We start from the raw sequence: 16,632 nt of genomic DNA on the forward strand, positions 1-16,632 counted from the left end.
GTGGACGTGCCCCGAGTGCGGGATTGAGCATGACCGCGACGTGAACGCGGCCATCAACATCCGGCAAGAGGGGCTGAGGATTTTGGAACTACCGCGAGGTCCGCGGGAAGTCATGCGCGTGGAGGGCGAAAACCCCCTGCCGCGGCGGCGCGTGCCGCTTGCGTCGGGGCGCTCTAAGAAGCGCGAATCGCAGGAGTCCGAGGCCCGGGCTAAATGCTAAACCCGGGCCGAGACTCAGAGGACGCGAAGACCGATCGGTTCTTCCGCACTTTTGGTGCTCGCCGAGCTCGTGTGCTTGGACGCAAGCGACTCAGAATCATAGTGTTGCAGAGCTGAGGGCCCTTGCGGAGCTCACGCTGCCATCCCTCCACCCCTCAATGTGAACTAAGTCCTTCGCTGTCCGCCAGATGGATGTCACTGACGGGGCTTTTTCTGCACCGACATTCAGGAAGAACCGTCAAATCCCGGAAAACTGCTGAGACTAATCGAAGAGGCAGTCCGGCGTTTAGCGGTTCTTCCGCATTGGATGTGCTCGAGGCACGCCGCACTGGAGACACAACCGGCTTCAGGTCAATAGGTTGTCACGTGAACCGAAACCGCTGGCGTTCGCAGGATTCGGAGCGGCGTCGCATTCCCTCTAAACCCTGTGCTCCCGGGAGCATGGCGCATGCTGGAGAAGGTTCTCGAACACAGAAAGGTGCGGAAGAACCAGTTTAAGCGCAGTGCGACACTTCATCGCCGCGACCGACCAACCTCAGTTCTGGAAGGCGTAGGAGAGCTTCAGGAAGAACTGGCGATCCGAGCGGACGAGCGCACCCACCTCAGTCAGGCTCCGGTCGTCGCCGTAGCCGAGGAAAGCCGCGGTCTGCCAGTTGAGCCGGAAGCTGAAGAGGGCTGATCCCGAGAAGCCCCCGTCGCGGGCGGGCACGGAGACAGTGTACAGGGTCGGGTCACGGCGCGTGCTCACGTACTGGCCAATGAGCCGCAGGAACGCCCGGGGGCTGAAGTTATACGTGGCCTTGAGGCGCTGGACCTGCGCGGTGAAGAGCCGCGAGCGCACGCCCGAGGTCGTGTCCACATTGAGCCACGACACGGCGCTGTTGGCGTCCAAGGAGAGGTGGTCGGTGGGGCGGACCGTCGCGTAGCCGGTGATGCTGGCCCCGTGACCGACGCGGACGTTGGCGATGTCGATGTCCTCCCCGACGAAGCCGTTGAGGCCAATCCGCGAGAACCGTCGAGAGGGATCCACCTGAACCGTATAGTTGAGCTGGGTCCGCGGGAGCAACTTCGTGCCGGTGAGGACGCGGTCCAGGAAGAGATCGAACTCGGCCTGCAGGTTGTGCCGACCCCCAACAAATATGCCGGGGTACATGTGACGGTTGATCAGATCCCCCCCGCGATTTTGCGTGGATTCGAAGGTGAGCAGAGGATTCACGAAGTTGAGGAACCCCTGGGGGAAGAGCGTGTAACCCAAGACGGCATACTCGTCCCGGTAGCCCACCTGCGGGATGAACCCCTCATCGGCCCGGAAGCCATCGCCGAAGTCCTTGTAGCGGAGCGTCCAGCCGATCGTGCGCGTGGTGCGAGCCCACGCCAAGCTGAGCGCGTGGGCAGTGAGGGTGCGGCCGTCCCACTCGGCGGCGAGATCCGGTCTCCTCGGCGTCTGTGTGTCGCTCAGCAGGAGCTGGCCCGTGAGCCTGTCGGTGTCGTTGGGCCGCCATTGGAAGTCCGGGCCCAGCACCCGGTTGTGGCCGCCACCTTCGATCTCGCGGCCCGTGTACAGCAGGCCCATGAAAGAGCGGCCGAGGTCGCGGCGCCAACGGGCTATGCCGACCACGGACTGGAAGTCTTGGGGGGCCAGGCTGGAGGAGGTCGGCCCGGGAAGTATCACGCTGCCGCCGCCCTTGTCCTCGCCGAGCAGCAGCGTGTAGGAAGAGGCTCCCAGCTTGCCCGTCGTGCGCAGGCCCCAGCGCGGGGAGGTGATGGTTCGGGTGTAGACGCCCTGGATCGGCGTATCGAAGAGATCGACACCCTCGAGGAAGAAAGGCCTTTTCTCGGGGAAGAAAAGGGCAAAGCGGTTGTTGACCGCGATCTGGGCCACGTCCGCTTCGACCTGCGAGAAGTCGGGGTTCACTGTCGCGTCGAGGGCGGTGTCCGCGCTGGGAGTCCATTTGACGTCGAGCCCGACCCGCGCGTCCGTCGTGCCGCCGGCGAGTGGCGCTCCCGGTTCCGGAGCACGAGCCACCTCCTGGGCGCTTGCGTAGGGGGCGACGACCAGGTGCCCCGAGGAGGGTAAGTCGGTCAGTCCCTCCAGCGCGATAGAGTGGCAGATCAGGCAGTTGGAGCCGCGAGGTAGAGGGCTGCTGTAGATCGCGTACCGGAACTCCCGCGGGTAGTTGCGCCAAATGATCAGGCCCCAGTTCTGCGGGCCGGTGCGGGGGTAGCGCAAGGAGGAGAAGGGAATTCGTATTTCGGCCTGCCAGCCGGTGTCGGTTATGCGGGCCGCCGTGTCGTAGTAGAAATCGGGCGAGAAGTCCTCATTCGAGTTGGCGTCGTTGAAGACCCCGTCCGCCTGGATCCCGCGGGGGCTGACGCGGAATTCCTGCGCTGAGCGCCGGTCGCCCCGGGTATCGAGGAACACCGCTATGTTGTCGTCGGTACCGATCACGTTGTCACGGTCGGCGAAGGGGGCGCGGATCTGGCTGGCGTTGGGATCGTCGCAGCGAACGCCAATATAGAAATACTTCTCATCGTACGTGACCATGGCCGAGGTCTTGACGAGGGGCGGGCGGTTGTCGCTGAAAGCTGTCTCGTAGAAGGTCTCGATGGTTGCCGCGCCCGTCCAGCCCGGATCCGATAGGTCGCCGTCAATTGTGATCGGCCCCGGGGCCCGTGTGACCGTCAGCGGAGGAGGTGGGGGTGGCTCCTCGGCGGACACGCGCGCACCGATGAAGGCTGCAAGCAGGCCGACTTGAAACAGCTTCATTGGAGCGTTTGTCCTAACGCGACCCCGGGCAGCCGGTTGCGACCAGCAGAGGCTGCCCAAGGCTATCGGACCTGCCTCGGCGTTGGTTCGTGGTAGCGTGCCATCCTGACTCGCCCACATGACGGGCGCTACGGCCAGGAGGGCCGAAGCAAGGGACGTGGAGCGTCGAGACCCCCGCCGACGTTTTGGCGGACGCCGCGGGAAGCGTGAACGGCACGTTCAGGACGCCGACTCCGATTGGTGAAGACGCTTTAGTACGCCAATACGTTTGAAGAACTCACCGAGTTTGATCGCTGACGATCTTTGACAACCCATTTGGTCTTGGTCTCCAAACCCTTGAATGAGACCGGGCTGCCGCCGGGGAGCATGACAGCATACGCCTCTGGGCAGGCCGTCCCATGTCCCGAGCTCGGCCCGCGGGCCACACGGCAAAGCTGGGTAATTCTTGTGAGTAGGGTAGTCGGCGCCAGCGCGGGCGTCGGGCTCGGGTAGTCCTTGGAGCGCTTGGCCGAACGCGACCCCCGGCAGCCGGTTGCGACCAGCAGAGGCTGCCCAAGGCTATCGGACCTGCCTCGGCGTCGGTTCGTGGTACCGTGACATCCTGGCTCGCCCACATGACGGGCGCTACGGCCAGGAGGGCCGGAAGTAAGGCACGTGGAGCGTCGAGACCCCCGTCGACGTTTGGCGGACGCCGCGGGAAGCGTGAACGGCACATTCAGGACGCCGACTCCGACCGGTTAAGGAACACGTCTCCTGGGCCGATACAGGCGGTGCTGCCGGACACGAGGGCGCTGTGTGCCGTCCAACTGCGGATTCACGGTCCATGCTCCTCTCGGGTATCACACCTGTGCGAATCCGCCGTCCACTGCGATCTCGCTGCCCGAGATGAAGGACGACTCGCCGGAGGCCAGGAAGACGGCCGCACTCGCAACTTCGTCGGCAGTGCCGAACCTTGCCAGTGGCACACGGCTGGGAACGCCATTCCGGAAGTCGGCGATCGCCGGCGCTGGGAGGCCGGACTTGCCGAGGATCGGCGTGTCGATCGGCCCCGGGCTGATCGCGTTGACTCGCACCTTCCGGCTGGCCAGTTCCGCGGAAGCGACCCGTACGATGGCCCGGAGAGCCGCTTTGGTCGCAGCATAAGCCGCGGTCCCGGGCATCCCCTTCTGGTTGACAACCGAGGTGTTGACGATGACAGCCGCACCCTCGGAGAGGAGCGGCAGCGCGTGCTTCAGGGCGAGCCAGGGGCCGCGGACATTCACCTTCCACATGGCGTCGAAGTCCGCGAGCGGGGCGGCCGGGAGGGGAGCGAAGAGCGCGATGCCCGCGTTCAGGAAGAGGACGTCCAGCCGCTTGTGCTTCTGCGCGATCGTCTTGAAGAGGTCCGCAATCTGGTCCTCGTCCGCCGCGTCGGACTCCAGCACCTCGACCTGCCCGTCCAGATCGCCTCGCGCGGCCGCAAGCGTCTCGGGGTTCCGTCCGGTGACCACGACCCGCGCCCCTTCCTCGGCAAAGCGCTTGGCGGTCGCAAGCCCAATCCCGGTGGTACCTCCGGTAATCAGCGCGACCTTGTTTTCCAGCTTGTTGCTCGACATGTTTCCTCCTCGGTTATTGAACCACGTAACTGTGTACGTGATATACCGACAGAAGGATGTGCAAAAAGGCGTGAATAGTTCTCCCTATTCCCTTAGCTCAGCCCCTGCGACGGACCTGGTCGGCCAGCTTCGCGACCGTGATCGCGGTGAGCCGGCCGAGCGCGGCCGACTGCACGTCGTGAACTACAGCCTGCAGAACGGGGAGGATGTTGCGACCGACGAGACAGTCTCGACTGGGCTCGCAGCGGTGCAGCCGAGCCGGAGGCTGCCGCTCGACCGCGTGATATATGTCGGCCAGTGTCAACTTCGAGGCGGGCCTGGCCAGCGTTGCGCCGCCTCCCTTGCCGAGCGCCACGTGGATCAACCCAGCATCCCGGAGTCTCCCCAGCACCATCCTGAGAAAGGCGGGGTTGGTGTTGATGCTGCGAGCCAGCTCAGCCGAGGTCATGGGCGAGCCTCCGCGGAGGGCGAGCGCGACCATGGTGTGTGTGCCGAGGGCGAAATGCGAGTTGGCGAACATCTGTAATCAATATAACAACACTTAAGCAATCCGTCAAGGGTGCGCGGGTCCCGCCGCCGTCCTCGGCGGCGGTCAAGAACCAACCTTCGGAAGGGGGTGCAGGGACGGGACTGGGTGGGTACGAATTACGAGTGCGACTACGCTTCGGCCTTTTGAGGAGAAATAGGACCACCCACTCGGACACGGAGAGTCGTTGGAATGAAGAAATAGGTCAAGACAGCCCCGACGACCAAAATCCCCGCAATGATGTACAGCGCGGCCGAAGGGTCGGAAGAAACAAGCTTCGCCCAAATCGGGATATTGGGTCCAACGTATCCGCCCAGGTTGCCGACGGAGTTCACGATGCCAATACCGGCCGCGGCAGCCGTCCCGGCCAGGAAGGCAGACGGTAGCGGCCAGAACAACGGCATGGAGCCGATAACCCCAAGAGTACCGATCGAAAGAAACACGATGGCGAGCACTGGAGTCGATGCGAAGACCCCGCTTAGTATCAGCCCCAAGGCTCCGAAGCTGACGTTCGCAACGTAGTGTAGTCGCCGCTCACCGCTCTCATCGGAATGTTGGCTGAGGACAACCATCCCGATAACCGCCACCGCGTACGGTATGGCGGTGATCAGACCCACCCCCAAGTACCCTTTTGTACCAAATCCCTTAACGATCGTTGGCAACCAGAAGGCAATACCGTACAGGCCGATCATCAGTGTGAAGTAGATCGCACACAACACCCATACCTTGCCGCTGGTGAAGGCATCGATCAGTCGATGTTCAGTCTTGTGCAGGTCTTCAGCAACAAGGTTGGCTTCGAGCAGCGCTTTTTCGTCGGCCGTGAGCCAGTTCGCTTCCGTGATGCTGCTGTCAAGATAGTAGATCACCCAAAAGCCAACGATGATGGAGGGGATGCCCTCAGCCAAGAACAGCCATTGCCATCCCTGCAAGTTCATCGAGCCTGAGAGCGTATCCATGATCCAGCCGGAGATCGGATTGCCGATGACTCCCGAGACCGCGATCGCGGCTACGAACCAGGCGGTTCGGGTTGAGCGGTGTCTGGAGGGATACCACAGTGTCAGATAGAAGATGACGCCCGGGAAGAAGCCCGCTTCGGCGAGGCCGAGGAGGAAGCGGAGGGCATGGAAAGACCACGCGCCCTTCACGAATATCATGCATGCAGACACGACACCCCACGAGATCATGATCCGGGCAATCCACATGCGGGCCCCGAACTTCTTCAAGAGCACGTTGCTCGGGACCTCGAAGAAGAAATAACCGATGAAGAAGATGCCGGCGCCGAAGGCAAAAGCCGCATCGCTCATAGATAGATCCTTGAGCATCTGCAGCTTGGCAAAGCCGACGTTTACCCGGTCGAGATACGCCAGGATGTAGCAGAGAAACAGGAAGGGAATTATGCGAAGGTCAACCTTGTGGTACGTCTTGGCTTCAAAGCCTTCATCGGCTTTCATGACTACCCCCTCACCTGATCGAGTGGGGCTCTCTTTACGATGGAATCTTAGCGACGAGCTTATAGTATGTGTCAAGCCGCCACGCCCTCGGTGAGCAGGACCGCGCTGCTCGCAACCAAAACAAGTCCAACCCGGGCGAGCGAGGTATCAGCGAACACGCGTTAGTATGATTTCCAGATCCATCCGCTCAGATGTCTCCTTGGGGCTTCGCCTGCTGTAGTGTCGATAAGTGATTTGTCTGGATCCTTTAGGTTACTAATCGTCCGAACCGTCTCGTCGTTGACACCATCCTCGAGCGGAATGAAGCCCCTGGTCCTGAACTCCTTTGCCGTGTCGTCGTACTCTCCCGTCTCGGTTACGCGCAGCGCCGATCTGTTGTAGAAGTAAGTGACGTCGTATTGACTCGACCGCGGATTGAACGTGACGTAACAGCTTGCCTTGCTGACCGCTTTCGGATTGTCCTTGTCATGGCGCTCTGTTTGGAATTCGAGATATGTGCCGTCGAGCACAAAGGCGATGGACCACGTACCAACTTCTTCCGCAACGCCCTCTTTCTCGAAGAACTTCACTGCTGCGTTCCACTTGCCAACCTGCGGAGCGAGCTTGGTCATTGCCTCGCGAATCTCTAGATACTCAGCCTGGTCGGCATGGACGCGGCCAGGCGGGGTGGTGAGGAGCAAGCCGGAGATGCAAATGAGGGCCGCTCGCCTTGGTTCTAGAAGCGCGGAGACGGCAGTCATCCAGCCCATACCTGGGACTGTGCTCGCGGGAATCGTCGGCGTCGCTTTCATGAGCCCTCCTGTGGCTGTCGCCGCAGGGAGTCTAGGTCTACGCGTGTCGCCATCTCCTGTCGGTTCAGGACAAAGAGCGGACTCCTTAGGCCACGGGGTCGGTCGGGTAGCGCTCCTGACATGGTTTTACAAGGACGCGTGAACGCGGCTGGCGTGACTGCCAAACGGCCGGGTAGGATAGGCCGATGTGCGGCCGCGCAAGCCTGACCGCCTCGCCCGCGGAGCTTGAGGAGACGTTTGGGCTGAGCGCCGCTCCTGCTCTCTCTCCCCGCTACAACATCGCTCCCACGGAGCCCGTTCTGACCATCCGGGCGCACGAGCGCGCTCGAGAGGCCGTCTTCTTGCGGTGGGGTCTCGTTCGTTCCGGTTCGGAGGATGCCCGGGCTCCCATCAATCTACGGATGGAGAGCGCAGCCAAGGGCGCGATGAGGGGCACGCTCCGGGAGCGGAGGTGCATCGTACCCTTTACCGGCTTTTATGAGTGGAAGCAGGCGGGAAAGGCGCGTCAGCCTTTCAATATCAGGCGGAGGGATGGCCGCGTGTTCGGCGTCGCGGGTCTCTGGGATCGGCTGGAGAGCGGGGATCAGGAGCCGCTCGAATCCTGCCTAGTGCTCACGACGAACGCGAACGCCGTCGTCAAGCCCATCCATGACCGGATGCCCCTGATCCTCGACCCCGCCTCCTACGCGCGCTGGATCGATGCTTCGCCCTACGAGGGCTCCGATATCTTCGCGGGGTTGCAGGTGCTCCCGGAAGAGCTCCTGGAGAGCTACACCGTCTCCACGTTGGTGAACCGGGCGGGTGTAGAGGATCCTCGCTGCTTGGAACCCGCGAAGCCCAGCGCTCTCTGGTAGCCGCGCCGAGTCCGTGGGGCACTCACGAGTCGCCGGCCCGGGGTTCATGACGGGCCGGGCTCCTGACCGAACCTGTTGCAGAATGGCGGCGGCCATGCGCCTCGCTCTCGTGTTGTTTTCGGTTGTCCTCCTCCCCGCCGGGGTCTCGGCCCAGGACAACTACGAGATCCAGGTCTATTCGTACGACACCGTCCCGCCGGGGCAGACGATGTTCGAGCTGCACAGCAACTTCACCGCGAACGGATCCAGAAGCACGACCGAGGGGGTTCTTCCGACTCACCACGCCTTCCACGAGACCCTCGAAATCACGCGCGGTGTCACCCCGTGGTTCGAGGTGGGCTTCTACCTCTTCACGAGCGCACGGCCGGGGAACGGCTGGAGCTGGGTCGGCGACCACATCCGCCCACGCGTGCGCGCGCCCGAGAGCTGGCATTGGCCCGTGGGCGTAAGCCTCTCCTTCGAAGCGGGGTACCAGCAACGGCAGTTCTCGGCCGACACATGGACGCTCGAGATCAGGCCGATCGTGGACCGGAAGCTCGGGTCCTGGTACCTATCCTTCAACCCGACCCTGGACCACTCCTTCCACGGCGTCTCCTCCGGGAAGGGTCTCGAGTTCTCTCCCAACTTCAAGGTGAGCTATGACTTCACGCCAAAGATCGCCGGTGGCGTGGAATATTACGGCGCGTGGGGGCCACTGACGGGGTTCGACCCTCTTTCCACGCAGCAGCACCAGATCTTCCCGACCGTCGACCTGAACGTGTCGGGGCGCTGGGAGCTGAACTTCGGCGTGGGGATCGGCCTGACCACAAGCACCGATCACCTGATCTTCAAAGCCATCGTGGGATACCGGTTCGGATACCCGCCCGCGCAGCGAAAAAGCGCGGGCGCGCACTAACCACGGCTCTTCGGGGTCTCGCAAATGGTCCCGCCGGCGACGTACTCCCGGATCTCAGGTGGCCAGATACCAGGGAACATTGATGACGACGATTCTCTGGTTGCCTTTGAGGAGCAAGAGGGTCTTAAGGACGGCCGCCCGTTTGTTGTGGAGCAAATAGTGATACCAATGGCGTTCGACCAATTCCGGGATGAGGACCGCCAGTTGCTCGGTCGGGCACGTGCGCTCAGCCTCCAGAACGTAGTCCACGATCGGGGCTAGCACGAAGCGATAGCGGGAGCTGAGCACCACGAGCTCCGGTGCCGGCAGTCCGGCGGCGCGCGCCGGCTTTTCGACGAGGTCCGACCACTGCTGGCGAAGGGTTGACGTCGCCTCACCACAATCCACGTGCAGCGCTCGGACCCGAGGCGAAATCCCCAGGGCCACCCGGAGCGCCTTCTTGACGACGTTGCTCCAATTGCCGATCGGTATGAGAACGAGGGGAGGCGTGAGGTCCTGGACTTCAAGCGGGCTCGCGCTGCGTGTCTCCAGGAAGACCCGGTGATAGTGACGACGCACCGCGCCCATCAGCGCTACCAGCCCGGGAATCAGGAGCATCGTTATCCATGCCCCTTGCTCGAACTTGGCCACCAAGACCACGACCACGGTCACACCCGTAGCGGCTGCGCCCAGACCATTCACGGCGATGCTGCGCTTGGCACCCTTGCCTCCAACCCGTATCCAGTGTCCGACCATGCCGGCCTGAGAGAGGGTGAAGGCCAGGAAGGCTCCCACCGCGAAGAGCGGAATCAGCCGATCGGTCACTCCGCCGAACAGAATCAGGATCAGACCGGAGAGTCCCGCGAGCACGTAGAGTCCTTGCGAGTAGACGAGCCGCCGGCCCCTGGTCGCGAAGGAATGGGGGAGACAGTTGTTCTGGGCAACCGCCCGGCAGAGCCGCGGAAAGTCCGCGAAGGCGGTGTTGGCGGAGAGCGCCAACACCATCAGGATCGAACCAATCGACACGTAGTAGAAGACGCCTTTTCCCGCGACCGCGCTCAGCACCATGGAGAGGACGCTCTGATAGCCGGGTTGACCGGGGTCGGTGGCGGCGATCCCGTAGGCGGGAACGAGGTAGGCAATGCCGGCGAGGAGGACAATCAGGAGCGCGATGATGATGGTGAGAGTCCGTCTGGCCGTGGCAACCACGGGCTCCCGAAAGGCCTTCACGCCATTACTCACCGCCTCAACCCCGGTCATAGCCGTGCAACCGCTCGCGAAGGCCTGAAGGAGGAGCCAGAGGTTTGGTACCGCGCTGGCCACGGCAACACTGGGCAGGGGATCGACCGGTACTGGATGCCCACCCGACACGAGGCTCTTGAACCCCCCGATCAGAATCGCCGCGAGAAGACATCCCAGGAAGAGATAGGTGGGAGCCGTAAAGAACGCCCCGGTCTCCCGGAGGCCACGGAGATTGACCAGCGTGATCAATACGAGAATCCCCAGGCACAGGGAGAGCGTCCACGGCTGTAGGCTCGGCGCTGCAGACACCAGAGCGCCTACGCCGGCGGATATGCCCACCGCGACCACCAGCACGTAATCAATCATGAGGGCAGCGGCGGCCAGGAGCCCCGCGCCAACCCCGAGATTCTGGCGGGCAACCGTGTACGATCCTCCGCCGCCTGGATAGGCCTGGATAGTCTGGCGATATGAAAAGTAGACGATTGTAAGGAGGACGATGATGCTGGCGCTGAGCGGCACGATGTAGCCGATCCCGGCGGCTCCCAAGGGGATGAGAAGAGTCAGGGCCGCTTCCGGACCATAGGCAGCGGAGCTGAGGGCGTCCAGGCCAAAGATCGGAATACCCGCCGCGGGACCGACTTGCTCAGCGCGTTCCTCGTCCGACGCGAGGGGCCGGCCCAGGACGCGATCAAGAATTGGCATGGCGCGATTCTGCGATGGCGGGGGACGTTTGCCAAGCCGACGGTGGGTGAACGGCCCGCCCCCGGCATATCGCCCGCCGGACTCAGAGGCCCTCTCTGGCCCCACCCTCTCCACCCGGGCCAGGCACTTTCGAGAAGCGTAAAGGCTTACGGGCTTCGGTGCCTGACCCAAGTCACTGTCCTCGTAAACCCTTCCCTGAGCTTCGTGTCCTGAGCTGAACCGCCGGGCACGCGGCTTGCTCTGACCGAAGACCGGGGGGTCCATTCGTTGAACGGAGGAACCATGTCTCGTCACATCGGTGCCCCAGCCGTCCTGGGGCTCATCATCAGTACCTTCGCAGCTCTCTTGATAGGCAACTGCGGGGGCAATTCGTCCTCGCCCACGGCGGGCAACACGCCGCCACCTGTCGCACCGACACCGACGCCAGCTCCCACTCCAACGCCCGCGCCCACGCCTACGCCTACGCCCACGCCAGCTCCGACCCCAACGCCCACACCAATGCCCACGCCCACGCCGGCTCCGACCCCGACCCCCACACCGGCACCTATGACCATGACCATCACGATCGAAGGCGAAAACGGCAACATGTCCTTCTCTCCCAACCCGGCCAACGTACGGGTCGGACAGCAGGTCGTCTGGCACAACGCCGACAGCATCACGCATACGGCCAGCGGCAGCTTCGATACGGGGCTGATCTCCCCCGGGACGACAAGCAAGGTGGTCACATTCAGCGCGTCCGGAATGATCTCCTACCATTGCAGCATCCATCCCAGCATGGTCGGGACCCTGAACGTGACTCCTTAAGCCACCGGAACCAGCAGCACGGAGCGCCGCGCCGAGCCCTCGGCCGGCGCTCCGCCCCGACTCGGCCTAACGGCTGAGACCGGAAGTTTTTCACCACTAAGAGAAGTGCCGCCCTGGCGGCGCGTTCAGCATCTCGTTACACTCTCTGCGGAGGCAGTATGGTCAAGGAAGCTCTGGCTGCGGCCCTCGTCCTCGTTCTCGGCGCCCACGGCGTCACTGCGGAGCCGAGGACTTATGTCGTGGATCCGGAGCGAAGCACGGCGACTATCCACGTAGGCCGGGCTGGCCTTTTCAAGTTTGCCGGTCACGAGCACGAGGTGCTGGCGCCGCGCTTCACGGGGGATATCCAGGCCGATCCCGCAAATCTCACGGGCTCGAGCGTCAGCCTGACTATCGACGCCACGTCTCTCAAGGTGTCGGGTCGAGGGGAGCCGCCGGAGGACGTACCGAAGGTCCAGGAGAGGATGGTCGGCCCCGAGTTGCTAGACGTGGCCCGCTTCCCCTCGGTAACGTTTCGCTCCACGAAGATCGAGGGCCACGAGGCGGGGAAGGGAGTCTACGACCTCCAGATCACGGGCGAGTTGATGCTCCACGGGTTTACTCGCTCGACCGTCGTTCAGGCGCGGGTAGAGGTCGCCGGCGACGCACTCACGGCGACAGGCAGTTTCGTGCTTCGGCACACTGACTTCGGCCTGACGCCCGTATCGGTAGCCGGTGTGGTCAAGGTCAAGAACGAGATCGCCATCGAGTACAAGATCCAGGCGGCGGTCAGGACAGCGAGCGGAGGTCTCTCTGTCCCCCCCCCAGGAGGGGGCCAGAGAGCGCAGAAGCTCACGACAGGAATCACCGCCTACCTGGTCCGCTCATCAGGGGTGGATCCAAGACCCGACGCAGCCGGCCTACATCTGTTACGCGACGAGTGGGTGTTTCTCGGGGCACTAGCCGTTGCGATGTTGGCGGCGGCGGGCATGCCTATGTGGCGAAGTGTTTTGCGCCCACGGGAGCCGGAGCGTCAACCCGAGGGATGCTCAATGAACGAGGTCACGCCGTGAGGAGGCGCAGCAAGATGATCGAGGGAAGAACCTTTCTCTATCGAGCAGTGGGGCCAATGGCGCCATTTTCGGAGCGTCGGAGAGGCCCAGTCCTTGGGCGCAACTCCGGCTCGCGGCCATGCGCGAGTGCACTACCCCGATCGAGAAGCGCAAGGAAGCGCCTCGCCATGACCTTCGGCCTTTGCCTCCTTGGGGCAAATACAGCGCAGGCCCAGCAGACTATCCAGGACGTGATACCGCTCGCCTTTGACCGGCCCGAGTCCTGGGCCATGAAGTACTTCACCGCGCTCTCCCTCCCGACCGCGATGGGGCCGCCCGAACGCCTCGGTGGCGGCACGGTCGAAGTCGGTCTGGAAGGCGCATTAGTCCCACAGTTGAGCGACGACGAGCGCCGGGTGGGGTTCAACGGGACCAAGCTCGAAGATGTCAATCGGACGCGCCTACTCGGCCGCTTCCGGGCGACCGTGGGCCTGACCGCGGCCACCTCCCTGGAGCTCGCCTATGTCCCCCCCGTGACCGTCGGAGGTGCGACGCCACACATCCTAGGTGTTGCGATCGGTCGTCCGTTCGCTCTCTCGCCGGACTGGCAGCTCGGTCTGCGCTTGTTTGGGCAACTCGGCACAATGAAGGGCGACATCACCTGCGGCGCCGCCGAGGCGGCAGCGGGACCCGACATCGTGCGGAACCCGTTCCTGTGCCAGGCGGCGTCGACCGATGAATTGAAGCAGAAGCTCTTGGGCGTCGAGGTGACTGCGGGTTACGGTAGGGGACGGTGGCGCCCCTATCTCGGCGTCAGCGTGAGCTATCTCGATCTGCAGTTCCAAGTGAACGCGCTCTATGCGGGACTCATCGACCACACCCTTCAGACCACCAACGGCGAGACTGTCTCCCTAACCGGCGGGCTTGGCGTCACGCCATTTAGGCACTGGCGTTTGGCGGCGGAGCTCTTCTACTCGCCCCTGTCCGTCGTGCGACCACCCAAGGTGAACTCCCAAAACGATGGTCTGCTCAACGGACGTGTCGTCGTCTCGTATCGTTTCTAGTCCCGCCTAGTCGCGGCGGGGGCCCGTGGGCTCGTCAGAGCTGGGGCCAGCGGGCCAGGATGGGCTGCGGTTGACCTAGATGGCCCAGCGACTCGACACGATGGGCGGGTAGTTGGAGTTTGTGCCTGGTCCGAAAGCGCGCGCGGGCGGTCTCATAGCTTTGGGCTTCGGACTCGAGCCTCGGCGTTCAGATCCAAAAATAAACAGCAACATCCGCCACGCAGTGCGTGGGCAGGGAACTGGCCTCCTCGCGAGGCCTTTGGTACTCGGTCTTCGCGTCCTCTGAGTCTCGGTCCGGGTTTAACATCGAGCCCGGGCTTCGGACTCTAGCGATTCGCGCTTCTTAGAGCGCCCCACGTCAGTTTCGTGGCCGCGGGGAGGCTGGAACCCCTCGGGAACGCCGTCTTCCCGAAGCTGGCGCCCGACCTAGCCGTGGAGGTCATCTCGCCCGGCGACTCGCCCCGCCAGGTTCTCGACCGCGTTGGCGAATACCTGCAAGCCGGCGTCCGACTCGTGTGGGTCATCGAGCCCGAAGGCAGGACCGCATCGATCTACCGAACCCTAACTGATGTTCGCAATGTCGACGAGAGGGGCTCACTCGACGGTGCCGACGTCCTTCCCGGATTCCGGTGCGCCCTCTCTGAACTACTACGCCAGGGTTAGCCACAGGACCCGGAGCGGCGTCAGGTGACCTAAGACGACCTCATCGAGAGATTTTCAGTAGGCCTGGCATCCCAGCGCCGGTCCCTGTAGTAGAGGGACTGCTCGAGCGAACAAGTCTCGCAGAGGTCACCTTCCGCAACAAGGTTTTCGCAGTCCGGCCGCACACACTTTCCCGCTCGGTCGGAGGCCGCGCCTCCCACGAACGATACTGCCTCGTGCACGACCCTCTGGTCGCGCAGGATGCGTTGATGCCCAAGGCCTGTGGTGGTAACAAGCCGGGCGCCTGGCCAGGCCGAAGCAATTGCCGCGCCGTCTTTCCACGGCACTTCGACATCGTGGCGATCGTGGAAGACCAGGAGCGGCAGTGTCTGGCTTCGAGCCAGCCTCGCGATGTCGAACTCCTCCCAACTCAGGCCAAGCCAGCGTTCCGAGCGCACGCGCATTGCGTCCATGACATGAGTTGGGATGCCCAGCTGGTTGCGGAAGCGATCGGCCCAGTCACGTGGCCCGGCGGTTGGTCCGACGAACACGGCGCGTGAGACGCGTAGGCCTTCGGTGAGAGCGTGCACCGTGGCGGCCGCGCCCAGAGAGTGTGCGATGACCGCGTGGGCCTCCCCCTCCTGGGCAGCGATCGTCTGTAGGGCCCTGGCAAAGTGAACGATCGAGCTGCGTCGGCCCTCGGACGCCCCATGCCCCGGAGCGTCGAAAGCCACGACGCGGAAGCCGTTCGCCACGAGGGGTGGGGCAAACGCAGCCATTTGGCCGCCGACGCCCGCCCAGCCGTGAACGAGATAGACGTTTGGCCCGCGGCCCCATGACCAGCCGGCCACCCGCCGGCCCTCAACCCTTACGTCGAAACGGCGCCCCGAGGCCAGGAACGCCCTCCCACGCCGTGAGCGGCGCCGGCCGTGCGGCGTGAAAAAAAGATCGAGCGCCCATCGCGCAGCCAACCCGGGGGCAACGCGGCTGAGGACGGCGAAGGCGGTTCGAACCGGCCACCTCCCCGTCATTCCTGCCCCCAGAGGAGGGCCTGCACGCCCGGAGTCCCGGGATGGAGGCGGCCCGCCAACCGGCACTCCATCGAGCGGGCCCCGCTTCCCGCGAGACCCACCACGGGGCAGCGCGTTGCCGCTGGGTGCGCCAGACGAGGTCTTGTTCTACGAACGAGCGTGCGTTTTTTGATCATGACTCGGGTGGCTCCTTTTGCCCCGCTGCGTTTGTTCCCTAGGCGCGCGCGTCGTCGAGCAAGCGCTCGAAGGCGCGGCGAGTACGCTCTACCGCGGTTTTGTCCTGAAGGAGGCGCGCTGCATGGTGGCTGGCCAGCATGATTCCGTAGAGCTCGTGGGAGAACTGATCAGAGTCCACGTCCTTCCGAAAGTCACCTTCGGTGATCCCCGTGCGAACGCAGTTCGCTATGACGTCGAGCCAGTCCTTCTGGGACTGCACCAAGCGCTCTCGTATGGGCCCGGGCTGATCGTCCAGCTCCGCAGAGAGTGCTACAAACATGCAACCGGACAGGCCGCTGTCTTTGGGCCATGCGAGCCAACGCTCGAACACCGCGCGTACCCGCTTCTCCCCGCGTGGAGTGGCGAGGGCGGGTTTAACCACGGTGTCGATGAAGCGCTCGATCCCGAACTCAACCGTTTGGAGCTGAAGGGCTTCCTTGGATTTGAAGTGACCGAAGAGGCCGCTCTTGGAGAGCCCGAGCTCCTCGGCCAGCGCCCCGATGGTGAGGCCTTCGATTCCTAGGCGGCTCGCGACCCTAGCTGCATGTTCGAGAACCGCCTGACGGGTTAGCTCCCCCTTGCGGACTGCTTTGACCAGCACACCTCAAAATAGCACGATCGTTCGTCTCTGTCAAGAGACCAACTACGGGCCCAAGCGGCGTGCAACAGGTGGTATCCGCGGAAATAAGCGACTCTTCGGAGTCGGCGTCCTGAATGTGCCGTTCACGCTTCCCGCGGCGTCCGCCAAACTTCGGCGGGGGTCTCGACGCTCCACGTGCCTTACTTCCGGCCCTCCTGGCCGTAGCGCCCGTCATGTGGGCGA

At 63.6% G+C, this 16,632-nt stretch carries 14 protein-coding genes and 1 pseudogene; 7 read left to right on the forward strand and 8 right to left on the reverse strand.

The annotated features are described in order from the left end of the window. The coding region (locus VN461_21030) for a zinc ribbon domain-containing protein (protein ID HXB57262.1) at positions 1-220 on the forward strand (220 nt) is incomplete at its 5' end. A gap of 534 nt (positions 221-754) precedes the next feature. Here VN461_21030 and VN461_21035 read toward each other — a convergent pair. The 5 genes from VN461_21035 to VN461_21055 all read right to left on the reverse strand — a co-directional run bounded on the left by VN461_21035 (position 755) and on the right by VN461_21055 (position 7,349). Next, positions 755-2,986, reverse strand: coding sequence for a DUF5916 domain-containing protein (locus VN461_21035; protein HXB57263.1), 2,232 nt, complete (start codon positions 2,984-2,986; stop codon positions 755-757). An 839-nt stretch (positions 2,987-3,825) separates the two neighbouring features. Continuing rightward, the gene (locus VN461_21040; GenBank protein HXB57264.1) at positions 3,826-4,581 is read right to left on the reverse strand and encodes an SDR family oxidoreductase; all 756 of its coding nucleotides are present in this window, start codon (positions 4,579-4,581) and stop codon (positions 3,826-3,828) included. A gap of 97 nt (positions 4,582-4,678) precedes the next feature. Continuing rightward, positions 4,679-5,101, reverse strand: a complete 423-nt coding sequence (locus VN461_21045; protein HXB57265.1) for an Rrf2 family transcriptional regulator — start codon at positions 5,099-5,101, stop codon at positions 4,679-4,681. Between the two features lie 137 nt (positions 5,102-5,238). Next, complete coding sequence (locus VN461_21050; GenBank protein HXB57266.1) at positions 5,239-6,558, reverse strand: MFS transporter; 1,320 nt, start codon at positions 6,556-6,558, stop codon at positions 5,239-5,241. A 161-nt stretch (positions 6,559-6,719) separates the two neighbouring features. Further along, on the reverse strand, positions 6,720-7,349 hold the full coding sequence (locus VN461_21055) for a hypothetical protein (protein ID HXB57267.1): 630 nt from the start codon (positions 7,347-7,349) through the stop codon (positions 6,720-6,722). A gap of 185 nt (positions 7,350-7,534) precedes the next feature. Between VN461_21055 and VN461_21060 the strand changes: the two genes are divergently transcribed. Together VN461_21060 and VN461_21065 are read left to right on the forward strand one after the other, a co-directional pair. Further along, positions 7,535-8,203 carry an SOS response-associated peptidase gene (locus VN461_21060; protein ID HXB57268.1) on the forward strand — a complete coding sequence of 223 codons (669 nt, stop codon included), beginning with the start codon at positions 7,535-7,537 and terminating at the stop codon, positions 8,201-8,203. 94 nt (positions 8,204-8,297) lie between these two features. Beyond that, on the forward strand, positions 8,298-9,098 hold the full coding sequence (locus tag VN461_21065; protein ID HXB57269.1) for a transporter: 801 nt from the start codon (positions 8,298-8,300) through the stop codon (positions 9,096-9,098). 54 nt (positions 9,099-9,152) lie between these two features. Here the strand turns inward: VN461_21065 and VN461_21070 are convergent, their stop codons facing one another. Next, entirely contained in the window at positions 9,153-11,021 is a 1,869-nt protein-coding gene (locus VN461_21070; protein ID HXB57270.1) for an APC family permease, read from the reverse strand. Between the two features lie 552 nt (positions 11,022-11,573). Between VN461_21070 and VN461_21075 the strand changes: the two genes are divergently transcribed. The 4 genes and pseudogenes from VN461_21075 to VN461_21090 all read left to right on the forward strand — a co-directional run bounded on the left by VN461_21075 (position 11,574) and on the right by VN461_21090 (position 14,583). Further along, complete coding sequence (locus VN461_21075; GenBank protein HXB57271.1) at positions 11,574-11,825, forward strand: plastocyanin; 252 nt, start codon at positions 11,574-11,576, stop codon at positions 11,823-11,825. A 158-nt stretch (positions 11,826-11,983) separates the two neighbouring features. Further along, the gene (locus VN461_21080) at positions 11,984-12,877 is read left to right on the forward strand and encodes a YceI family protein (GenBank protein ID HXB57272.1); all 894 of its coding nucleotides are present in this window, start codon (positions 11,984-11,986) and stop codon (positions 12,875-12,877) included. 167 nt (positions 12,878-13,044) lie between these two features. Then, positions 13,045-13,920 (forward strand): hypothetical protein, encoded by an 876-nt coding sequence (locus VN461_21085; protein HXB57273.1) that lies wholly within the window; start codon positions 13,045-13,047, stop codon positions 13,918-13,920. Between the two features lie 357 nt (positions 13,921-14,277). Continuing rightward, positions 14,278-14,583: pseudogene (locus VN461_21090) on the forward strand (Uma2 family endonuclease). A 29-nt stretch (positions 14,584-14,612) separates the two neighbouring features. Here the strand turns inward: VN461_21090 and VN461_21095 are convergent. Then, positions 14,613-15,593, reverse strand: coding sequence for an alpha/beta fold hydrolase (locus tag VN461_21095; GenBank protein ID HXB57274.1), 981 nt, complete (start codon positions 15,591-15,593; stop codon positions 14,613-14,615). A gap of 214 nt (positions 15,594-15,807) precedes the next feature. Beyond that, positions 15,808-16,410, reverse strand: coding sequence for a TetR/AcrR family transcriptional regulator (locus VN461_21100; protein HXB57275.1), 603 nt, complete (start codon positions 16,408-16,410; stop codon positions 15,808-15,810). Positions 16,411-16,632: the final 222 nt, after the last annotated feature.

Source organism: Vicinamibacteria bacterium (assembly GCA_035570235.1).
Taxonomy (GTDB): Bacteria; Acidobacteriota; Vicinamibacteria; order Fen-336; family Fen-336; genus DATMML01.

Bases quoted from the DNA above. Each gene is read 5' to 3' on its own strand.
- VN461_21075 (HXB57271.1), top strand. From the start codon at position 11,574: ATGACCATCACGATCGAAGGCGAAAACGGCAACATGTCCTTCTCTCCC.
- VN461_21040 (HXB57264.1), bottom strand. From the start codon at position 4,581: ATGTCGAGCAACAAGCTGGAAAACAAGGTCGCGCTGATTACCGGAGGT.
- VN461_21055 (HXB57267.1), bottom strand. From the start codon at position 7,349: ATGAAAGCGACGCCGACGATTCCCGCGAGCACAGTCCCAGGTATGGGC.
- VN461_21035 (HXB57263.1), bottom strand. From the start codon at position 2,986: ATGAAGCTGTTTCAAGTCGGCCTGCTTGCAGCCTTCATCGGTGCGCGC.
- VN461_21070 (HXB57270.1), bottom strand. From the start codon at position 11,021: ATGCCAATTCTTGATCGCGTCCTGGGCCGGCCCCTCGCGTCGGACGAG.
- VN461_21080 (HXB57272.1), top strand. From the start codon at position 11,984: ATGGTCAAGGAAGCTCTGGCTGCGGCCCTCGTCCTCGTTCTCGGCGCC.
- VN461_21065 (HXB57269.1), top strand. From the start codon at position 8,298: ATGCGCCTCGCTCTCGTGTTGTTTTCGGTTGTCCTCCTCCCCGCCGGG.
- VN461_21050 (HXB57266.1), bottom strand. From the start codon at position 6,558: ATGAAAGCCGATGAAGGCTTTGAAGCCAAGACGTACCACAAGGTTGAC.
- VN461_21045 (HXB57265.1), bottom strand. From the start codon at position 5,101: ATGTTCGCCAACTCGCATTTCGCCCTCGGCACACACACCATGGTCGCG.
- VN461_21085 (HXB57273.1), top strand. From the start codon at position 13,045: ATGACCTTCGGCCTTTGCCTCCTTGGGGCAAATACAGCGCAGGCCCAG.
- VN461_21095 (HXB57274.1), bottom strand. From the start codon at position 15,593: ATGACGGGGAGGTGGCCGGTTCGAACCGCCTTCGCCGTCCTCAGCCGC.
- VN461_21060 (HXB57268.1), top strand. From the start codon at position 7,535: ATGTGCGGCCGCGCAAGCCTGACCGCCTCGCCCGCGGAGCTTGAGGAG.